General features: G+C 64.8%; 17 protein-coding genes. 10 read left to right on the top strand and 7 right to left on the bottom strand.

Annotation, left to right across the window (positions count from 1 at the left end; translation table 11 throughout):
* Positions 1 to 192 precede the first annotated feature (192 nt).
* From MESCI_RS05265 to MESCI_RS05250, 4 genes are all read left to right on the top strand, one after another.
* Positions 193 to 654 (top strand): Ros/MucR family transcriptional regulator, encoded by a 462-nt coding sequence (locus MESCI_RS05265; protein ID WP_013528917.1) that lies wholly within the window; start codon positions 193 to 195, stop codon positions 652 to 654.
* A 222-nt stretch (positions 655 to 876) separates the two neighbouring features.
* Positions 877 to 1,977, top strand: a complete 1,101-nt coding sequence (locus MESCI_RS05260) for a pyridoxal phosphate-dependent aminotransferase (RefSeq protein ID WP_013528916.1) — start codon at positions 877 to 879, stop codon at positions 1,975 to 1,977.
* 162 nt (positions 1,978 to 2,139) lie between these two features.
* Positions 2,140 to 3,378 carry an MFS transporter gene (locus MESCI_RS05255; RefSeq protein WP_013528915.1) on the top strand — a complete coding sequence of 413 codons (1,239 nt, stop codon included), beginning with the start codon at positions 2,140 to 2,142 and terminating at the stop codon, positions 3,376 to 3,378.
* 51 nt (positions 3,379 to 3,429) lie between these two features.
* Positions 3,430 to 3,738 (top strand): NIPSNAP family protein, encoded by a 309-nt coding sequence (locus MESCI_RS05250; RefSeq protein ID WP_013528914.1) that lies wholly within the window; start codon positions 3,430 to 3,432, stop codon positions 3,736 to 3,738.
* Positions 3,739 to 3,838: 100 nt separating this feature from the next.
* Here MESCI_RS05250 and MESCI_RS05245 read toward each other — a convergent pair whose 3' ends face one another.
* The 6 genes from MESCI_RS05245 to hemC all read right to left on the bottom strand — a co-directional run bounded on the left by MESCI_RS05245 (position 3,839) and on the right by hemC (position 9,925).
* A complete protein-coding gene (locus MESCI_RS05245) occupies positions 3,839 to 4,552 on the bottom strand; it encodes a glutamine amidotransferase (protein ID WP_013528913.1) in 714 nt (237 codons plus the stop codon).
* A 15-nt stretch (positions 4,553 to 4,567) separates the two neighbouring features.
* Positions 4,568 to 5,047 (bottom strand): tellurite resistance TerB family protein, encoded by a 480-nt coding sequence (locus tag MESCI_RS05240; RefSeq protein ID WP_013528912.1) that lies wholly within the window; start codon positions 5,045 to 5,047, stop codon positions 4,568 to 4,570.
* A 36-nt stretch (positions 5,048 to 5,083) separates the two neighbouring features.
* Positions 5,084 to 6,688, bottom strand: coding sequence for a heme biosynthesis protein HemY (locus tag MESCI_RS05235; protein WP_013528911.1), 1,605 nt, complete (start codon positions 6,686 to 6,688; stop codon positions 5,084 to 5,086).
* A 10-nt stretch (positions 6,689 to 6,698) separates the two neighbouring features.
* Complete coding sequence (locus MESCI_RS05230; protein ID WP_013528910.1) at positions 6,699 to 8,171, bottom strand: COG4223 family protein; 1,473 nt, start codon at positions 8,169 to 8,171, stop codon at positions 6,699 to 6,701.
* A 109-nt stretch (positions 8,172 to 8,280) separates the two neighbouring features.
* Complete coding sequence (locus MESCI_RS05225; RefSeq protein WP_013528909.1) at positions 8,281 to 8,997, bottom strand: uroporphyrinogen-III synthase; 717 nt, start codon at positions 8,995 to 8,997, stop codon at positions 8,281 to 8,283.
* 1 nt (position 8,998) lies between these two features.
* Positions 8,999 to 9,925: a hydroxymethylbilane synthase gene (gene hemC / locus MESCI_RS05220; RefSeq protein ID WP_013528908.1), complete on the bottom strand. Its 927-nt coding sequence runs from the start codon at positions 9,923 to 9,925 to the stop codon at positions 8,999 to 9,001.
* A gap of 101 nt (positions 9,926 to 10,026) precedes the next feature.
* Between hemC and tsaD the strand changes: the two genes are divergently transcribed.
* The 6 genes from tsaD to MESCI_RS05190 are packed head-to-tail and all read left to right on the top strand — an operon-like array spanning position 10,027 to position 14,044.
* Entirely contained in the window at positions 10,027 to 11,112 is a 1,086-nt protein-coding gene (gene tsaD, locus MESCI_RS05215; protein ID WP_174299077.1) for a tRNA (adenosine(37)-N6)-threonylcarbamoyltransferase complex transferase subunit TsaD, read from the top strand.
* A complete protein-coding gene (locus MESCI_RS05210) occupies positions 11,109 to 12,131 on the top strand; it encodes an NAD(P)H-dependent glycerol-3-phosphate dehydrogenase (protein ID WP_013528906.1) in 1,023 nt (340 codons plus the stop codon). The genes tsaD and MESCI_RS05210 overlap by 4 nt, the downstream gene beginning before the upstream one ends.
* 31 nt (positions 12,132 to 12,162) lie before the next feature.
* Positions 12,163 to 12,459 (top strand): YciI-like protein, encoded by a 297-nt coding sequence (locus tag MESCI_RS05205; protein ID WP_013528905.1) that lies wholly within the window; start codon positions 12,163 to 12,165, stop codon positions 12,457 to 12,459.
* A 38-nt stretch (positions 12,460 to 12,497) separates the two neighbouring features.
* Positions 12,498 to 12,923, top strand: a complete 426-nt coding sequence (locus tag MESCI_RS05200) for an EVE domain-containing protein (protein WP_013528904.1) — start codon at positions 12,498 to 12,500, stop codon at positions 12,921 to 12,923.
* Positions 12,878 to 13,576, top strand: coding sequence for a class I SAM-dependent methyltransferase (locus MESCI_RS05195; protein WP_174299057.1), 699 nt, complete (start codon positions 12,878 to 12,880; stop codon positions 13,574 to 13,576). Before MESCI_RS05200 ends, MESCI_RS05195 begins: the two co-directional genes overlap by 46 nt.
* Positions 13,577 to 13,627: 51 nt before the next feature.
* On the top strand, positions 13,628 to 14,044 hold the full coding sequence (locus MESCI_RS05190; RefSeq protein ID WP_013528902.1) for a DUF1761 domain-containing protein: 417 nt from the start codon (positions 13,628 to 13,630) through the stop codon (positions 14,042 to 14,044).
* A 106-nt stretch (positions 14,045 to 14,150) separates the two neighbouring features.
* On the opposite strand, the gene gcvA is transcribed toward MESCI_RS05190, so the two are convergent.
* Positions 14,151 to 15,086 carry a transcriptional regulator GcvA gene (gene gcvA, locus MESCI_RS05185; RefSeq protein WP_013528901.1) on the bottom strand — a complete coding sequence of 312 codons (936 nt, stop codon included), beginning with the start codon at positions 15,084 to 15,086 and terminating at the stop codon, positions 14,151 to 14,153.
* Positions 15,087 to 15,200: the final 114 nt, after the last annotated feature.

Below are 15,200 nucleotides of genomic sequence, written 5' to 3'. Positions count from 1 at the left end.
TTCAAAATAACGTGTGACCTGCCATCAAGTCGTTGCAATACGCAGATTTGCCGACTAGGAATTCCGCGCTACAACAACGCCAATTCGTCCCGTGGACGCACGAAGGACGCCATAGCATTTTGATTTCGCGCATGATCCTTTCCGGAAGTCGAATCCGATTTTCAGGTCATTCGCTGTAGACGGAGAAATAGAGTGACCGACGATAGCAACAGTGCCCGTAAAGACATCGATCTGCTCGAGCTGACCGCCCACATCGTGTCCGCTTACGTCGAGAAGAACCGCTTGCCTGCCTCCGGCCTGGCCGACCTCATCGCCAGCGTCAGCGCGTCGATAAGCGGGCTCGGCAAGCCTGCGGTCCCGGTGGCTGCCCCACTGGTCCCGGCGGTCAATCCCAAGAAGTCGGTGACGCCCGATTTCATCATCTGCCTCGAAGACGGCAAGAAGTTCAAATCGCTGAAGCGTCACATCGGTGTGCATTTCGGCCTGACGCCGGACGCCTATCGCGCCAAATGGGGCTTGCCGTCGGACTATCCGATGGTCGCTCCCAACTACGCGGCCTCGCGTTCGCTGCTGGCGAAGTCGATCGGCCTCGGCCGCAAGGCCGCCCCCGTCAAGGCGCCCGCCAAGGGCAGGAAGGCCAAGGCCTCGGCCTGAACATTCAGTCCTGAGCCAACAGTTAGGACGACTGGAACAGAAGCCTGCCGGCGAATTCGCCTTGGCAGGCTTCCTATTTTTATGGCTTGGATAGGTGGACGGGTTCCTAGAGCAATTCCAGGAAAAGTGTGAAACGGTTTTCCGTCCGGAATGCGTAAAATCTAGGAGTTAGAGCGGGTCGCCGTTTCCGTGAAACGGTGAACTGCTCTCGGGGAGTGAGCCATGAACTACACCAGGATGGTGATCGAGAAAGAGGCACCGGAAGAATACGGCTACGATCGTATCCGCTTCAATCTTTCCGAAAGCTCGATCGCCGACCAGAAGCTCTCCGACATCGGCCTGTCGCTGCCCGATCTCACGCTTTTCTATGGCGAGCATCGCGGCGACAAGCAGTTGCGTGCACTGATATCGGCGCAGGATGCCGGCATTTCGCCGGATGATGTGCTGGTCACCGCCGGTGCCGCGGGCGCGCTGTTCATCATCTCGACCTCGCTTTTGTCGGCCAACGACCATCTCGTCGTCATCAGGCCCAACTACGCCACCAACATCGAAACCCCAAGGGCGATCGGCTGCGCCATCAGCTTTGTCGACCTGGCCTTCGAGGAAGGCTTCGCCATCGATGTCGAACGCGTCAAGGCCGCGATTCGGCCGGACACGAAGCTGATCAGCGTCACCTGCCCGCACAACCCGACCGGCACGATGATGAGCCGAGCCGAGCTCGATGCGCTGGTGGCGCTTGCCGAAAGCAGCAACTGCCGTCTGCTGGTCGACGAGACCTATCGCGACCTCTCCTACGGCAGGCGGCTGCCGACGGCTGCCTCGCTCAGCCCGAAGGCGATCAGCGTCTCGTCATTGTCCAAGGCCTTCGGCATTCCCGGCATCCGCATCGGCTGGCTGATCACCAGGGATGCGGTGCTTCAGGAAAAATTCCTCGCCGCCAAGGAGCAGATCGGCATCTGCGGCAGCGTCATCGACGAAGGCATTGCCCGCGGCATGCTCGAGCGCCGGGACGCCTTCCTGGCGACCCTGCTGCCCGAAATGGCCAAGCGCCGCGACATCGTCCAGGCCTGGATCGACCGCGAACCGCTGGTCGACTGGATCAGGCCCGAAGGCGGTGTCGTCGGCTTCCCGCGCCTCGATGTCGAACCCGGCTTCGACCTCGACCGGTTCTATGCGAACCTGCTGGAGAACCATGGAACCTATGTCGGACCCGGCCACTGGTTCGAGATGGAAAAACGCTTCTTCCGCGTCGGCTTCGGCTGGCCGACGGAAGCCGAATTGCGCGGCGGCCTCGACGCCATCTCCGTCGCGCTGCGGCAGTAACTTCCGCGTGCCGGCGATGGAGCAGGCTGAAAATTCCTTGATCCAGCACTGATTCTGACGCATATCCGCGGCGAACTGAGCTAAAAGTTCCGCCAGCCGGACCAGCGCCCATCGTGGAAGTGCCCCGCCAGCTGACGCCACTGCAATGGGGCCTCTTAAATCATGACCGCCGAACAGATATCACCGGACCAGCGCTATGCCGCGTTCCGCCACCGCTCCTTCCTGAGTTATTGGGCGGCGCGTTTCCTCACCACATTCGCCACCATGATCGTGTCCGTCGCGGTCGGCTGGCAGATGTACGATTTGACCCGCGACCCGCTCGATCTCGGCCTGGTCGGCATCGTCCAATTCCTGCCGTCGCTGCTTCTGGTGCTGGTCACCGGCGTCGTCGCCGACCGCTTCGGCCGCCGCCTGATCATGGCGCTGGCGGTCGTGGTGGAGGCGATGTGCGCGCTGGCGCTGCTGTTCCTGGCGCTGCGCGGCATCAGCGGGCCGCTGCCGATCTTCTGCGTGCTTGCCATGTTCGGCGTCGCCCGCGCCTTCTTCGGTCCGGCCTCCGCCTCATTGTTCGCCAATCTGGTGCCGCCTCAGGATTTCGCCAACGCCATCGCCTGGAATTCATCGGCCTGGCAGACGGCGACCATCGTCGGACCCGTCGCCGGCGGCCTGCTCTACGGCGTGTCGCCGGAAGCGGCCTACGGAACCGCCGCTGTCCTGATGCTTGTGTCCGGGCTGCTGATCTTCACCATCCCGAAGCCGTCGCAGCGCACCGAGTCGGACAAGCCGACGATGCAGCACCTGCTCGGCGGGTTCAGCTATATCTGGAGCGAGAAGATCGTGCTCGGCGCCATCTCGCTCGATCTGTTCGCCGTGCTCCTGTCCGGCGCCTCGGCGCTGCTGCCGGTCTATGCGCGCGACATCCTCCAGCTCGGCCCGTGGGGCCTCGGCCTGCTGCGCTCGGCGCCCAGCATCGGCGCCATTTGCGTCGCCATCTGGCTGGCCGGGCATCCACTTCGCAACCACGCGGGCATGATCATGCTGGCCGCCGCAGCCTCGTTCGGCGCCTTCACCGTGGTTTTCGGCCTGTCGACCATCACCTGGCTGTCGATCGTGGCATTGGTCTTCCTTGGCGCCACCGATATGTTCAGCGTCTACATCAGGGAGACGCTGATCCAGCTGTGGACGCCCGACGAGGTGCGCGGCCGCGTCAACGCCGTCAACCAGGTCTTTGTCGGCGCCTCCAACGAGGTCGGCGAATTCCGCGCCGGCACGATGGCCGCGCTGATCGGCACGGTGCCGGCCGTGGTGATCGGCGGCATCGGCGCCATCGCCGTCGCGGGCCTGTGGGTGGTGCTGTTCCCGCAACTGCGCAAGGTGCGCCACCTCAACGGGCGCAACTGATCTTCCCACGGTTGACAGCCGACATGCCTAGCCCATGCCACAGGAGCTCTCATGATCACTTGCTACCTGAAATACGTCATCGACCCCTACAAGCTTACCGAGTTCGAAGATTATGGTCGCCGCTGGATAGCTCTGGTCAACCGCCTCGGCGGAAACCATCACGGCTATTTCCTTCCGAGCGAGGGGGCGAGCAACATCGCCTATGCCATGTTCAGCTTCCCGAGCCTTGCCGACTACGAGGACTATCGCAAACGGATGGCTGCCGACCCGGAATGCCAGGACGTGTTCGAAATGGAAAAACGCAATCGCAGCATTCTCAGCTACGAGCGCAGCTTCCTGCGGCCGGTGCTCGAACCTTAATGCATGTCGCCCAAAAGTGGCCCCGGTTTTGGGAGAACGACATGCATGAAGACAAAGACCTAAAGCGGGTCGCCTGAAATCCGTTCAGACGACGGTTTAGCTATCTGCTCGGCTTGCCGAAGATCATCCGCAAAAACTCGTCCAGCCAGCGCTTGAGATGCATGTCCCAGATCAGCCGGCCACCGAGATGATCGCGGCCGGGCTGGGCACCGGGCAATTCGAAGCGATGCGCGCCGCGCACCACCCAGCGCTGCATCATCACCCTGGTCAGTTCGCCATGGAACTGGATGCCCCAGGCATTGTCGCCGTAGCGGAAGGCCTGGTTGGGATAGGTTTCGGCCGTCGCCAGCAGCGTCGCGTCCCTGGGCAGCGAAAAACCCTCGCGGTGGAACTGGTAGACCATCTCCGGCCAGTGCATGAGTTGCTTGCCGGCTTCGGTCGCCTTCAGGGGATACCAGCCAACCTCGACCAGCCCTTCACCATGACCCTCGACCTTGCCGCCGAGACAGTTGACCAGCATCTGCGCGCCGAGACAGATGCCGAGACATGGCCGGTTCTCCCTCAGCGGTATTTCCAGCCAGTTGGTCTCGCGACGAACGAACTCGTCGTCGTCATTGGCGCTCATCGGGCCGCCGAACACCACCGTGCCGGCGTGGTCGTCCAGTGTTTCGGGCAAGGCGTCGCCAAGCGGCGGCCGGCGGATGTCGAGATCGAAACCTTCTTCCAGCAGCATATGGCCGACACGTCCCGGGCTCGAACTCTCCTGATGCAGCACGATCAGGATCTTTGGCTTCGAACTCGTCTGGCGTGGCATGGGAAGGCGAAGATCCTATTCGTCGCTCGATGTTCCGGTGGCGCCGGGCGCGTGCGCCGCCGCCTTGCGGCGCGCCTCGACGCGATCGTGGCGTTCGACGCCGATCAGCTCGGCGACGCGCCAGACGGTGTTGTCCTCGAGCTCGTGCAACTCGCCGTCGGCATAGACGATTTCCCACATCAGGCCGATGAAGGCCTTGCGCGCATCGGCATCGAGATGGCGCTTCAGGACGCTGGTGAAGGCATAGAGATCGATCGCCTCATTGTCGGCCCGCTCGCCGGCAGCGGCCAACGCTTCGAGTTCGGCGCCGCTGATCGAGTAGCTCTCGGCCAGCACCGCCTTGAACCGCTCCCACTCGACATCCTGGCGCACGCCATCGGCGTTCATCACATGGTAGAGCAGCGCCGAGGCGGCGACACGCGGATCGTCCGTGCTGGCATGCGTGCCGGCACCGGCCGGCAAATCCCTGAGAAACGACAGAACGCGTTCAAACATAGATCCATACCCCAACGGCCTGACGGCCTGCCCAACTCAAAACAACCGAAACCGGCGCGGCGATTTCTCCGCTTCCTCGTCCGGATCGACGCCGGGATCGTCCGGCAGCCGCGCAAGCTCCTCGGCCGGCTCGACGCCTTCTGCATCGCTCGGCACCGCGGCGAATGCCGCTGCCGTGATCGGCCTGACATGATCTTCTTCGCGACTTTCAGCTTGCTTGCCCGCCGACGTCTCGCCACCGGCGTCGTCGATCACTTCGATCGGCCTTTTTTCGCTCGTCGGCTTTGCCAATGCTTCAATAACCGGTGCCGCACCCGCTGGCGCGTCATCATGGCTGTCGATCAACTGGCCAAGCCGCTCCATCGGCGCGCGCCACTCGAAGGCGTCGAGCCGGCCGGTGATCGGCGATACCGGAGCCCAGCGTTCCGATACCACGCCGTCTGCGACCCAGGCCGGATCGCGCGGCGCCCGCACCGCCCTGGACAGCAGCTGCCGAACTTTGCCCTGATCGCCGGTCTCGGCCTCCTCGATGTCGGCGAGCAGCAGATAGGCGCCCTCGCGACGGTCCATCCGGATCGCCGCCTCGGCCTCGCGGCGGGCGGTCGCGAAATCCTGCGCGTCGAGCGCGGCGCGCGCCACCGTCATCGACGATTCGGCGTGGTTCTTCTTCATCTCCTGCAGCTTCTTCGCCCGGTTGAGGCGGTCGAGCACCGCGTCGCCCGGCCTTGCATGGGTATAGAGCTCGGCGATCTCCGGATGCGGCTCGGCCTTCCACGCCGCCTCGAGTATCTTCGAGCCCTTGCGCACATCGTTCTGCTTGAACAGTGCGGCCGCAGCGGCCACGGCGGCGGGCGCAAAGTCGGGCCTAAGCTTGTTGGCCTCGATCGCGGCCGTCCTGGCGGCGGCGGGATCGCTGTCGGCAAGCGCCTGCGCCTTGGCGGTCAGCAGCACGGCGCGGCGGCGGTTGGCGGCATCGCGTTCGATCTGCCGTGTCGCTTTCTGCGCGTCGACCAGTTTCAGGGCGCCGTCCCAGTCGCCGCGCGCGGTCAGCTCTTCCAGCGTCGATTCCGCCGCCCAGGCCAGTTGCGGCGCCACAGCGGCGGCGCGGCCGGCATAATGCCTGGCGGCGTTGCGGTCGCCGAGCCGTTCGGCTTCCAGATAAAGCCCGCGCAAACCCAGCAGCCGCATTTCGGGATCGTCGAGCATGCTCTCGAATTTCTGCCGCGCGCCTTCATGATCGCCTTCGAGCAGCGATGCCTGCGCTTCGAGCAGGTGGATCAGCGGCTCCTGGTCGGAACGGATCAGCTTGGCGGCTTCCTTGGTCTTCTTGCGGGCCAGCGCGCCATCACCGGCGCCGGCGGCAATCATGCCGGTCGACAGCGCCTGATAGCCACGATCGCGGCGGCGGACACGGAAATAGCGCGAGATGGTGTAGGGGCTGTTCCACAGCGCCTTGAGCAGCCACCACAGGATCATCACCGCAGCGACCACGGCAACGACAGCCACCGCCGCCACCATCAGACTGACCTGGTATTGATAGCCGTTGAAAGTGACGACCATGTCGCCCGGCCGGTCGGCCAGCCAGGCAAAGCCCAGCCCGAGCGCGAAAACGACGATGAGGAAGGCGAGCAGGCGGATCATTGTGTTGCCCTCATGCCTTCATCGCGCCCGAGATCAGCGCATCGACCTGGGTTTCGACCTCGATGCGCGCCTTCAGCTTGCCGGCAAAGTCGGCGCCCGCGGCCTTGGCGGCCTCGGGCAGCGTTTCATACTCGCTGAGTGCCTTGGCGTAGTCGCCCTGGTTGACCGCCGCCTCCATGCGCGCGACGGTTTCCGGTGCGCCGGCGCCTTCGACGGCGCCGATCGGCCTGACCTTGACCAGCGATTGCGCGCTCGACAGAAGGCTCTGAACGAAGCCGGCATTCTCATCGACAGGCGTCGCGGCCGTGACCATGGCATTGGCGGCGGCATCAGCCTGCGATGCGATCTCGGCGCGGGTTGGAACGCCCTTTTCGGCATAGGGGCGCAGTGCCGCAAGCTGCGGCGCATCAGGCGAAATCGCGGCGAGGGTTTCGAGTTCGGCCGAAAACGGCCCGCCACGCTCAAGCGCCGCCTTCAAGGCCGACGCCGCGATGGCAAGCGCGATCTTCGGCTGTCCGGCCGCCGCCTCGACCTTGCCGGACAGCTGCGACACAGACTGCTCCAGCGCTTTCAGCCGGCCATCCTGCGCGGTCACCGCCTCGCCGGCCGACTTCACCTGCGCGTCGAGGCCTGCCAGTTTTTCGGTGAGCGGACCAAGATCGACCGGCGCCGAGCTGCCCGCCTTGCCGAGGGCGGCGACCGCCGTCTCGATCTGCGCGACCTTGTCGCCCAGTGCGGTGACGCCGGCCGCGCCGCCTGCTCCACCTTTCTCGACAGCCGATTTCAGCGCCGCGACATCAGCCTTGACCTGCTCCAGGCCCGAGGACAGCCCGACCATCTTCGCCGCTGCATCGCCGTTGCCGCCGGCGTCCTTCAAGCCGGCGATTTCGGTCTTCAGCGAGGCGATGTCGCCATTGACGCCATCGAGCGAGACGCTGGCGCCGGAGCCCGGCGCGCCGAGCAGGCCGGCAAATTGCAGCCCTCCGGCGCCGACCAGCGCGATGACGCCGCCGATGATGCCGGCGGCGATGCCGTTGAGGCCGCCACGCTTTTCAGGGGCTGGCGCCATTTTCTCGTCCCGTGTCTCGGCTTTTGCCTTGTTGCCGTCGGTCTGCGCTGCCGACGCGTCGTCGAAACTGTAGTCGAAGGTTTTGGCGCGGTTGGGCGGCGCATCCGAACCGGGATAAGGCAGCTCTGGCTCGGCGGCTTTGGCTCCGCCATCCGCCGGCGCTTGCCCTTCCGCACCTGCGGCGCCATCGGCATGTTCCCACGGCTCGAGATCGGTCTGGTCGGCATGAACCGGCTCTTCGGGAACCTCGGGCTGCGAAGCGTTCGCTGCTTCCTCGGCCTTCGCCTCGTCTGTCTGCGCCTCCTGCGTGGCGGCGTCCTCGTCGGCGATGCGTGAGACGGCGCCCGGCTCGAGATCGATGGTCACCGGCTCGCGGCGGCTTTTCGAGTGTCGCATCTTCGGCGTCTTGACCATGCCTGGGCTCCGCACATTCGCTTCGTCTCAACGCCTGGCGGCGCATGATGGTTCAGAAAGGGTCTAGCACATCACCAAGCGGTGAAAAGGGGCGGTGTGATGACGCGGCTCAGCGCGGCGCCTGCAAAAGCGCCAGCAATGCCTCCTCGTCAGGTTGCGCGGCAATGCGGATCCTTTCGCCGGTGGCATCGTCGAAGGCTGCGGCGATGCGAGCGGAAAGCGCAAAAACCCATGTTTTTTCGAAGAGACCGCGCAGAGCGGGCCGTCTTGCCAACATCTGCATCGCCGCCGCCGCCTTGGCTGAATAGAGCAATACCGCGTCGGCAGGTTGCCCCGACAGGCGTTTGAGGATGACTTCGTCCGGATAACCTACTGTCAGCGTGTCATAGGTCTCGACGGCGTCGACCCGAACGCCCGCCGTCCCGAGCCTCTGTTCGAACGCCGGAAAACGCACGCGCCCACACAGGTAGACAATCGTCTTTCCAGAAAAATCGGCGGCGAGAACGTCGGCCAGCGCCTCTGCATCGCCCGGGCCTTCACTGACCGACAAAAACCCCGCTTTGCGGGCAGCTTCCGCAGTCCGCCTACCGACGGCATGACAAGGCAAGGCGGCGAGCGTCCCGATGATTTCTTCCGGCGCATGGCGCATGGCATTGGCGCTTGTGACGGCCACCGCGACGGCATCGTCCGGGATCAGTCCGGCAGCGGCGGGCAACGCCTTTGTTTCGGTCAGGGGCAAAAGAACCGGCTGGAAACCTGCCTCCTCCAGCCGATGCGCTGTGCGCGAAGCACCCGGTTCCGGCCTGGTCACCAGGACGCGAAGCATTTCAGAGCCAGCCGTCGAAGAACTTTTCGCCGGCCCTGGCGCGCACGCTCCGGGCCGCTTCGCCGCCGATGCGGGCGGCGTCTTGCGCCGATCCCTGCAGTTCGACCGTGTGTGACTGTGTGCCGTCGGGCGAGATGATCAGCCCGGCAAAAGACAGTTTTCCGGCCTCGATCGCGGCATAGCCGGCGATCGGCGTGCGGCAGGAGCCATCGAGCGCCGCCAGGAAGGCACGCTCGCAGGCCAGCGCCTGGCCGGTCGGCACATCATGGACGGCTGCCAGCATCTTTTCGACATCGCGGTCGCCGATACGGGTTTCGATGCCGATCGCGCCTTGCCCCGGCGCCGGCGGGAAGACATCGAGCGGTATCAGGTCGGTGACGACATGCTCGAGCCCAAGCCGCTTCAGCCCGGCATAGGCCAGGATCGTGCCGGCGGCGACGCCTTCCTCGAGCTTGCGCAGCCGCGTCTGCACATTGCCGCGGAACATCACCACGTCGAGATCCGGCCGCATCCGGCGGATCAGCGCTTGCCGCCGCAGCGACGACGAGCCGACTTTCGCCCCGCGCGGCAGTTCGGCGATCGCCTTCGCCACCTTGCCGACAAAGGCGTCGCGTGCGTCCTCGCGCGGCAGGAAGGCCGACAGTTCGAGGCCGTCGGGCAGTTGCGTCGGCATGTCCTTCGACGAATGCACGGCGATGTCGATCCGGCCGGCCAGCAGCGCCTCCTCGATCTCCTTGGTGAACAGGCCCTTGCCGCCGGCTTCCGACAGCGGCCGGTCCTGGATGCGGTCGCCGCTGGTCGAGATGACGACCACCTCGAACGCCTCCGCCGGCATGCCATGCGCGGCCATCAGCCGCGCCTGCGTTTCATGCGCCTGCGCCAGCGCCAGCGGGCTGCCGCGTGTTCCGATTCTCAAGATTGTTTGCATGGCGCGCAGTCCGTGATAACCCCCCGGCAAGCGAGGCTTTTCCGGGGTTCTCCTAACGGGGAAAGCCCCATGATACAATCTTTAGGGACAGCGACGAATTGATCCGCGTGCTGGGCATAGAGACGAGTTGTGACGAGACCGCCGCCAGCGTGGTGGCCATCGACGGCGACGCCGCGCCAAAAATCCTGTCCAACATCGTGCTCAGCCAGATCGAGGAACATGCCGCTTTCGGCGGTGTCGTGCCGGAAATCGCCGCGCGCGCCCATGTCGAGGCGCTGGACGGCATCATCGAGGCGGCGCTTGCCGATTCGGGCACGGCGCTAGCCGATATCGACGCGATTGCCGCCACCGCCGGCCCCGGCCTGGTCGGCGGGCTGATCGTCGGGCTGATGACCGCCAAGGCAATCGCCGCGGCGGCGAACAAGCCGCTGATCGCCATCAACCACCTCGAAGGCCATGCGCTGACCGCAAGGCTGACCGACGGGCTCGACTTTCCCTATCTCTTGCTGCTGGTCTCCGGCGGCCATACGCAAATCGTCGCCGTGCGGGGTGTCGGCGACTACCAGCGCTGGGCAACGACCATCGACGACGCGCTCGGCGAAGCCTTCGACAAGACGGCCAAGATGCTCGGCCTGCCCTATCCCGGCGGACCGAATGTCGAAAAGGCGGCACAGGCCGGCAACGCCTCGCGCTTTGCCTTTCCGCGTCCGATGAAGGGCTCGGCCCAGCCCGACTTCTCCTTCTCCGGCCTCAAGACCGCCGTGCGCCAGGCGGCGAGCGCCATTGCGCCGCTGAGCGACCAGGACGTCGCCGACATCTGCGCCTCGTTCCAGGCAGCCGTAGCCGATGCTCTGGCCGACCGCGTTTCTCGCGCGCTGACGCGCTTTCGCGAGACATTTCCCGGCACTAGGAACCCAGCCCTCGTCGTTGCCGGTGGTGTCGCCGCCAACCGCACGATCAAGGCCATGCTGGAGCGGCTCTGCGCCGAGACCGGCTTCACCTTCATTGCGCCGCCACTGAAACTTTGCACCGACAATGCGGCGATGATCGCCTGGGCCGGTATCGAGCGGCTGCGCGAGGGCATGGCGCAAGAGAACGGCTTCGATTTCGTGCCGCGCTCGCGCTGGCCGCTGGACAGCATCTCGGCGCCGATGGTCGGCTCCGGCCGGCGCGGAGCCAAGGCATGAAAGAGGTGGCAATGAGCGGCAAAGACACCGCGCCAAGCGGCTGGCGCGTTGCCGTGCTCGGCGGCGGCGCCTGGGGCACTGCCTTGGCCTTGGCCATGCTGCGCGCCGGCCATTTCGTCCGCCTTTACGCGCGCGATCCGGAGACCGTCGCCGCGATCGACCGCGGCGAAAATCCACGCTACCTGCCGGGCATTACGCTCCAGCCCGGCATCGTGGCGACGAGCAACATCCAGGCCACGCTCGACGGTGCCGATTGCGTGCTGGCGGTGACGCCGGCGCAGTCGCTGCGGGCGACGCTGGCGGCCGCGAAGGACCATATGCCGGCCGGTATCCCGCTGGTTCTGTGCGCCAAGGGCATCGAAAGCGAGACTGGCGCGTTGCTATCGGCGATTGTCGAAGAAATCCTGCCGCTCAATCCGGTTGCCGTTTTGTCGGGCCCGAGCTTCGCCACCGACGTCGCCCGCGGCCTGCCGACGGCCGTTGTGGTCGCCGCCCGCGACGAGGCATTGGCCGCCGATCTCGCCGCCCGCTTTTCCGCCGAAAACCTGCGCTGCTATTCGAACGACGACCTGATCGGCGTCGAGATCGGCGGCGCCTTGAAGAACGTCTTTGCCATTGCCGCAGGTGCCGTCACCGGGGCGGGTCTCGGCGCCAGCGCCCAGGCCGCCATGGTGACGCGCGGCTTTGTCGAATTGCGCCGCATCGGCGCTGCCTTCGGCGCCAGGCCCGAAACGCTGATGGGGCTTTCCGGCCTTGGCGACCTGCTGCTGACCTGCTCGTCCACCCAGTCGCGCAATTTCGCCTATGGGTTGGCGCTCGGGCAAGGCAAGCCACTTGCCGGATTGCCGCTGGCAGAAGGCGTGCCGACGGCGGCGATCGCAGCCCGCATTGCGACCGAGCGCAACATCGACGCGCCGATCATTGCCGCCGTCGCCGCCATACTGGATGGCACCATCACCGTCCGGCAGGCCGTGACGGCGTTGATGACCCGGCCGCTGAAGACCGAAACCAACGATTGATCCCCACGACTTTGAACGATCAGGAGAAAAAATGCTGTTTGCTGTGATTTGCAAGGACAAGCCCGGAAGCCTGCAGGTGCGCCTCGACACGCGGCCCGAGCATGTTGCCTTTCTCGAGGGGTTGAACGGCGACAAGAAGCTGGCATTCGCCGGTCCGTTCCTTGACACTGAAGGCAAGTCCAATGGCAGCCTCGTGGTCGTCGAAGCGCCCGACCTGGCTGGCGCCCAGGCTCTGTCGGCCGCCGACCCCTACGCCAAGGCCGGGCTGTTCGAAAGCGTCGAAATCCGCCCGTGGAACTGGACGTTCAACAAGCCGGCGGCTAGTTAAATCCCGGTCGCCAGCGCGACTCCAAGGAGGAGAAAGACATGAACTACTGGCTGTTCAAATCCGAGCCATTCAAGTTCTCCTTCGAGATGCTGAAGGCCAAGGGCAAGGCCGGCACGCAATGGGACGGCGTGCGCAACTACGCGGCGCGCAACAACATGAAGGCGATGCAGATCGGCGATCTCGGCTTCTTCTACCATTCCAACGAGGGGCTGAACATCGTCGGCATCGCTGAAGTCTGCGCGCTTGCCCATCCCGACACCACGTCGGACGATCCGCGCTGGGAATGCGTCGACATCCGCGCCGTAAGGGATGTACCGAACCCGCCGACGCTGGAACAGGTGAAGGCCAATCCGAAGCTTGCCGACATGGCGCTGGTGCGGCTCGGACGGCTTTCCGTGCAGCCGGTGACGCCGGCCGAATGGAAGGAAGTCTGCCGCATGGGCGGCTTGACGCCGGCTCCGTGACGGCGCTCACGCCCAACAGTGCCAAACAGTTCATTCTCGACAACACGGCGCTGATGGCGCCGCCGCACGTGCCGGAGATCCTGCTTCATCTTGCCGACGAAGCGCATGACCTGTGGCAGCGGACCGAGGAAGAGCTGGTCGAAATCGGCCTGCCGCCGCCCTTCTGGGCTTTCGCCTGGGCCGGCGGCCAGGGCCTTGCCCGCTATGTCCTGGACAATTCCGGCACGGTGCGGGGCAAGCACGTGCTCGACTTCGCTTCCGGCTCCGGCCTTGTCGCCATCGCCGCTGCCAAGGCCGGTGCCGCCAAGGTGATCGCCTCCGACATCGACCCGTTCTGCGCCACCGCGATCCGGCTCAACAGCGAGATCAACGGTATCGGGACCGAATTCCTCGGCACGGATTGCATCGGCACCGATGCAGGTTGGGACGTGGTCCTGGCCGGTGATGTTTTCTATGACAAATCTTTCGCTGACCGGCTGGTGCCATGGTTCGCAACGCTGAAGGCGCGCGGCGCCGAAATCCTTGTCGGCGATCCCGGCCGGTCGTATCTGCCGAAGACAGGGCTGGAGCCGCTTGCGGTCTATGAAGTGGCCGTCACGCGGGCGCTGGAGGATGCGCTGGTCAAGCGCACGACCGTCTGGCGGTTCGCTTGACGCGATCGCCGAACAGGCGTTCCATAACATCCAGATCAGAGGGGCGAGCTCATGGATTTTTCAGCAGTGAACTGGCTGGCGGTGGTCGCTGCCGCAATCGTGGCGTGGCTGTTCGGCGCCGCCTGGTACATGAGCCTGAGCAAGGCGTGGCTGAAGGCCGCCAAGCTCGATCCGGCGACGATGAAGAAGTCGCCGCTGCCCTTCGTCGTCAGCTTCATCGCCGAACTGGTCATGGCCACCATAATGGCGCTGGTCGTCGGCGCGATAACCGGCGGCGAGCCGACATGGCTCGCCGGACTTGTCTTCGGCTTCGTGCTCTGGCTGGGTTTCGTCGCCACGACGCTCTCGGTCAACCATCGCTACGAGAATTTCGGCTGGGACCTGACCCTCATCGACGGCGGCCACTGGCTCGGCGTGCTGCTGATCATCGGCGCCGTGATCGGCTGGTTCGGCGCGGTGGCAAGCTGAGTCAAGAAGGGAGTAGGGCAGTACGGCAGTAGGGGAATAGGGGGCAGACGGCACCGACGCCTATCCCTACTGCCCTACTGCCCTACTGCCCTACTGCCCTACTGCCCTACTGCCCTTTATCCGTGGTCCGCGTCTTGGCGACTTCCTCTAGCATCCATTCGCGAAAGGCGACGATGCGTGGATCGTCGGCGGTATTTTCGGGATAGACCAGGAAATAGGCGAACTCGGGCGCCACGCGCAGGCCGAGTTCGAAAGGCTGCACCAGCCTGCCCTGGGAAAGGTCGTTCGCCACCATGGCGAAATCGGCGAGCGCAACGGCATTGCCGTCGAGCGCTGCCTGGACGGCATCCGTGGAATTTCCGAACACGACTGTCCGGCTGTCGTCGAAATCATTGATGCCGGCCGCCGCCATCCACATCCGCCAGTTCGGCCACGTCACGCCTTGCCGCGACCATTCGATATGCGCAAGCGTATGGTTGAAAAGATCGCGCGGCTCGCGCAGCGGCGGACCGGACGTCAAAAGGCTCGGGCTGCACACCGGAATGAGGATGTTGTCGAACAGCCGGTGGGTGCGAAGGCCCGGATATTTGCCGGCGCCAAAACGGATGCCGACATCGATGTCGTCAAGTTCGAAATCCCGCACTTCATAGGCGATGTCGAATCGCAATTCGATATCGGGGTGACGCTTGCGAAAATCGTCGACGCGTCGCATCAGCCATTTTGACGCGAACTGCGCGTCGAGCGTTACCTTCAAGAGAGCGGTGCCGCGCGTCAGCTTTTGCGCCCGCGAAACAGCCCGGCCAAGCAGGTCGAGCGCGTCCGCCGAGGCGTCGAACAGCACCGTTCCCGCCTCGGTGAGCCGGATGGTGCGGCTGGTGCGCGTGAACAGCACCAGCCCGAGCTGATCCTCGATTTCCTTGATCTGATGGCTGACGGCGGCCGGTGTCAGCCCAAGCTCGTCGGCGGCACGGGTGAAATTGAGGTGCCGGGCCGCCGCCTCCAGCGTCCTCAAGGCACGAGTCCCAGGCAGAAGACGAGCCATCCTATCCTCAAAGAAAACTTGATGATCGAGAGAAAACTACTCGTTTCCTACAGAGATTTCAATCTGGCATGATCTGTCCATCGAAACATCATCAAGCCGGATTTGATATTCGGG

Source organism: Mesorhizobium ciceri biovar biserrulae WSM1271, from assembly GCF_000185905.1.
GTDB classification, from domain to species: Bacteria; Pseudomonadota; Alphaproteobacteria; order Rhizobiales; family Rhizobiaceae; genus Mesorhizobium; species Mesorhizobium ciceri.
The sequence above is the reverse complement of the archived record's forward strand: the minus strand, read 5'-3'. Positions and strand labels throughout refer to the sequence as shown.

Bases quoted from the DNA above. Each gene is read 5' to 3' on its own strand.
- MESCI_RS05195 (WP_174299057.1), top strand. From the start codon at position 12,878: ATGGAAGGAAGTCTGCCGCATGGGCGGCTTGACGCCGGCTCCGTGACG.
- MESCI_RS05255 (WP_013528915.1), top strand. From the start codon at position 2,140: ATGACCGCCGAACAGATATCACCGGACCAGCGCTATGCCGCGTTCCGC.
- MESCI_RS05245 (WP_013528913.1), bottom strand. From the start codon at position 4,552: ATGCCACGCCAGACGAGTTCGAAGCCAAAGATCCTGATCGTGCTGCAT.
- MESCI_RS05260 (WP_013528916.1), top strand. From the start codon at position 877: ATGAACTACACCAGGATGGTGATCGAGAAAGAGGCACCGGAAGAATAC.
- MESCI_RS05250 (WP_013528914.1), top strand. From the start codon at position 3,430: ATGATCACTTGCTACCTGAAATACGTCATCGACCCCTACAAGCTTACC.
- MESCI_RS05190 (WP_013528902.1), top strand. From the start codon at position 13,628: ATGGATTTTTCAGCAGTGAACTGGCTGGCGGTGGTCGCTGCCGCAATC.
- hemC (WP_013528908.1), bottom strand. From the start codon at position 9,925: ATGCAAACAATCTTGAGAATCGGAACACGCGGCAGCCCGCTGGCGCTG.
- MESCI_RS05240 (WP_013528912.1), bottom strand. From the start codon at position 5,047: ATGTTTGAACGCGTTCTGTCGTTTCTCAGGGATTTGCCGGCCGGTGCC.
- MESCI_RS05205 (WP_013528905.1), top strand. From the start codon at position 12,163: ATGCTGTTTGCTGTGATTTGCAAGGACAAGCCCGGAAGCCTGCAGGTG.
- MESCI_RS05200 (WP_013528904.1), top strand. From the start codon at position 12,498: ATGAACTACTGGCTGTTCAAATCCGAGCCATTCAAGTTCTCCTTCGAG.
- gcvA (WP_013528901.1), bottom strand. From the start codon at position 15,086: ATGGCTCGTCTTCTGCCTGGGACTCGTGCCTTGAGGACGCTGGAGGCG.
- MESCI_RS05230 (WP_013528910.1), bottom strand. From the start codon at position 8,171: ATGGTCAAGACGCCGAAGATGCGACACTCGAAAAGCCGCCGCGAGCCG.
- MESCI_RS05210 (WP_013528906.1), top strand. From the start codon at position 11,109: ATGAAAGAGGTGGCAATGAGCGGCAAAGACACCGCGCCAAGCGGCTGG.
- MESCI_RS05225 (WP_013528909.1), bottom strand. From the start codon at position 8,997: ATGCTTCGCGTCCTGGTGACCAGGCCGGAACCGGGTGCTTCGCGCACA.
- MESCI_RS05235 (WP_013528911.1), bottom strand. From the start codon at position 6,688: ATGATCCGCCTGCTCGCCTTCCTCATCGTCGTTTTCGCGCTCGGGCTG.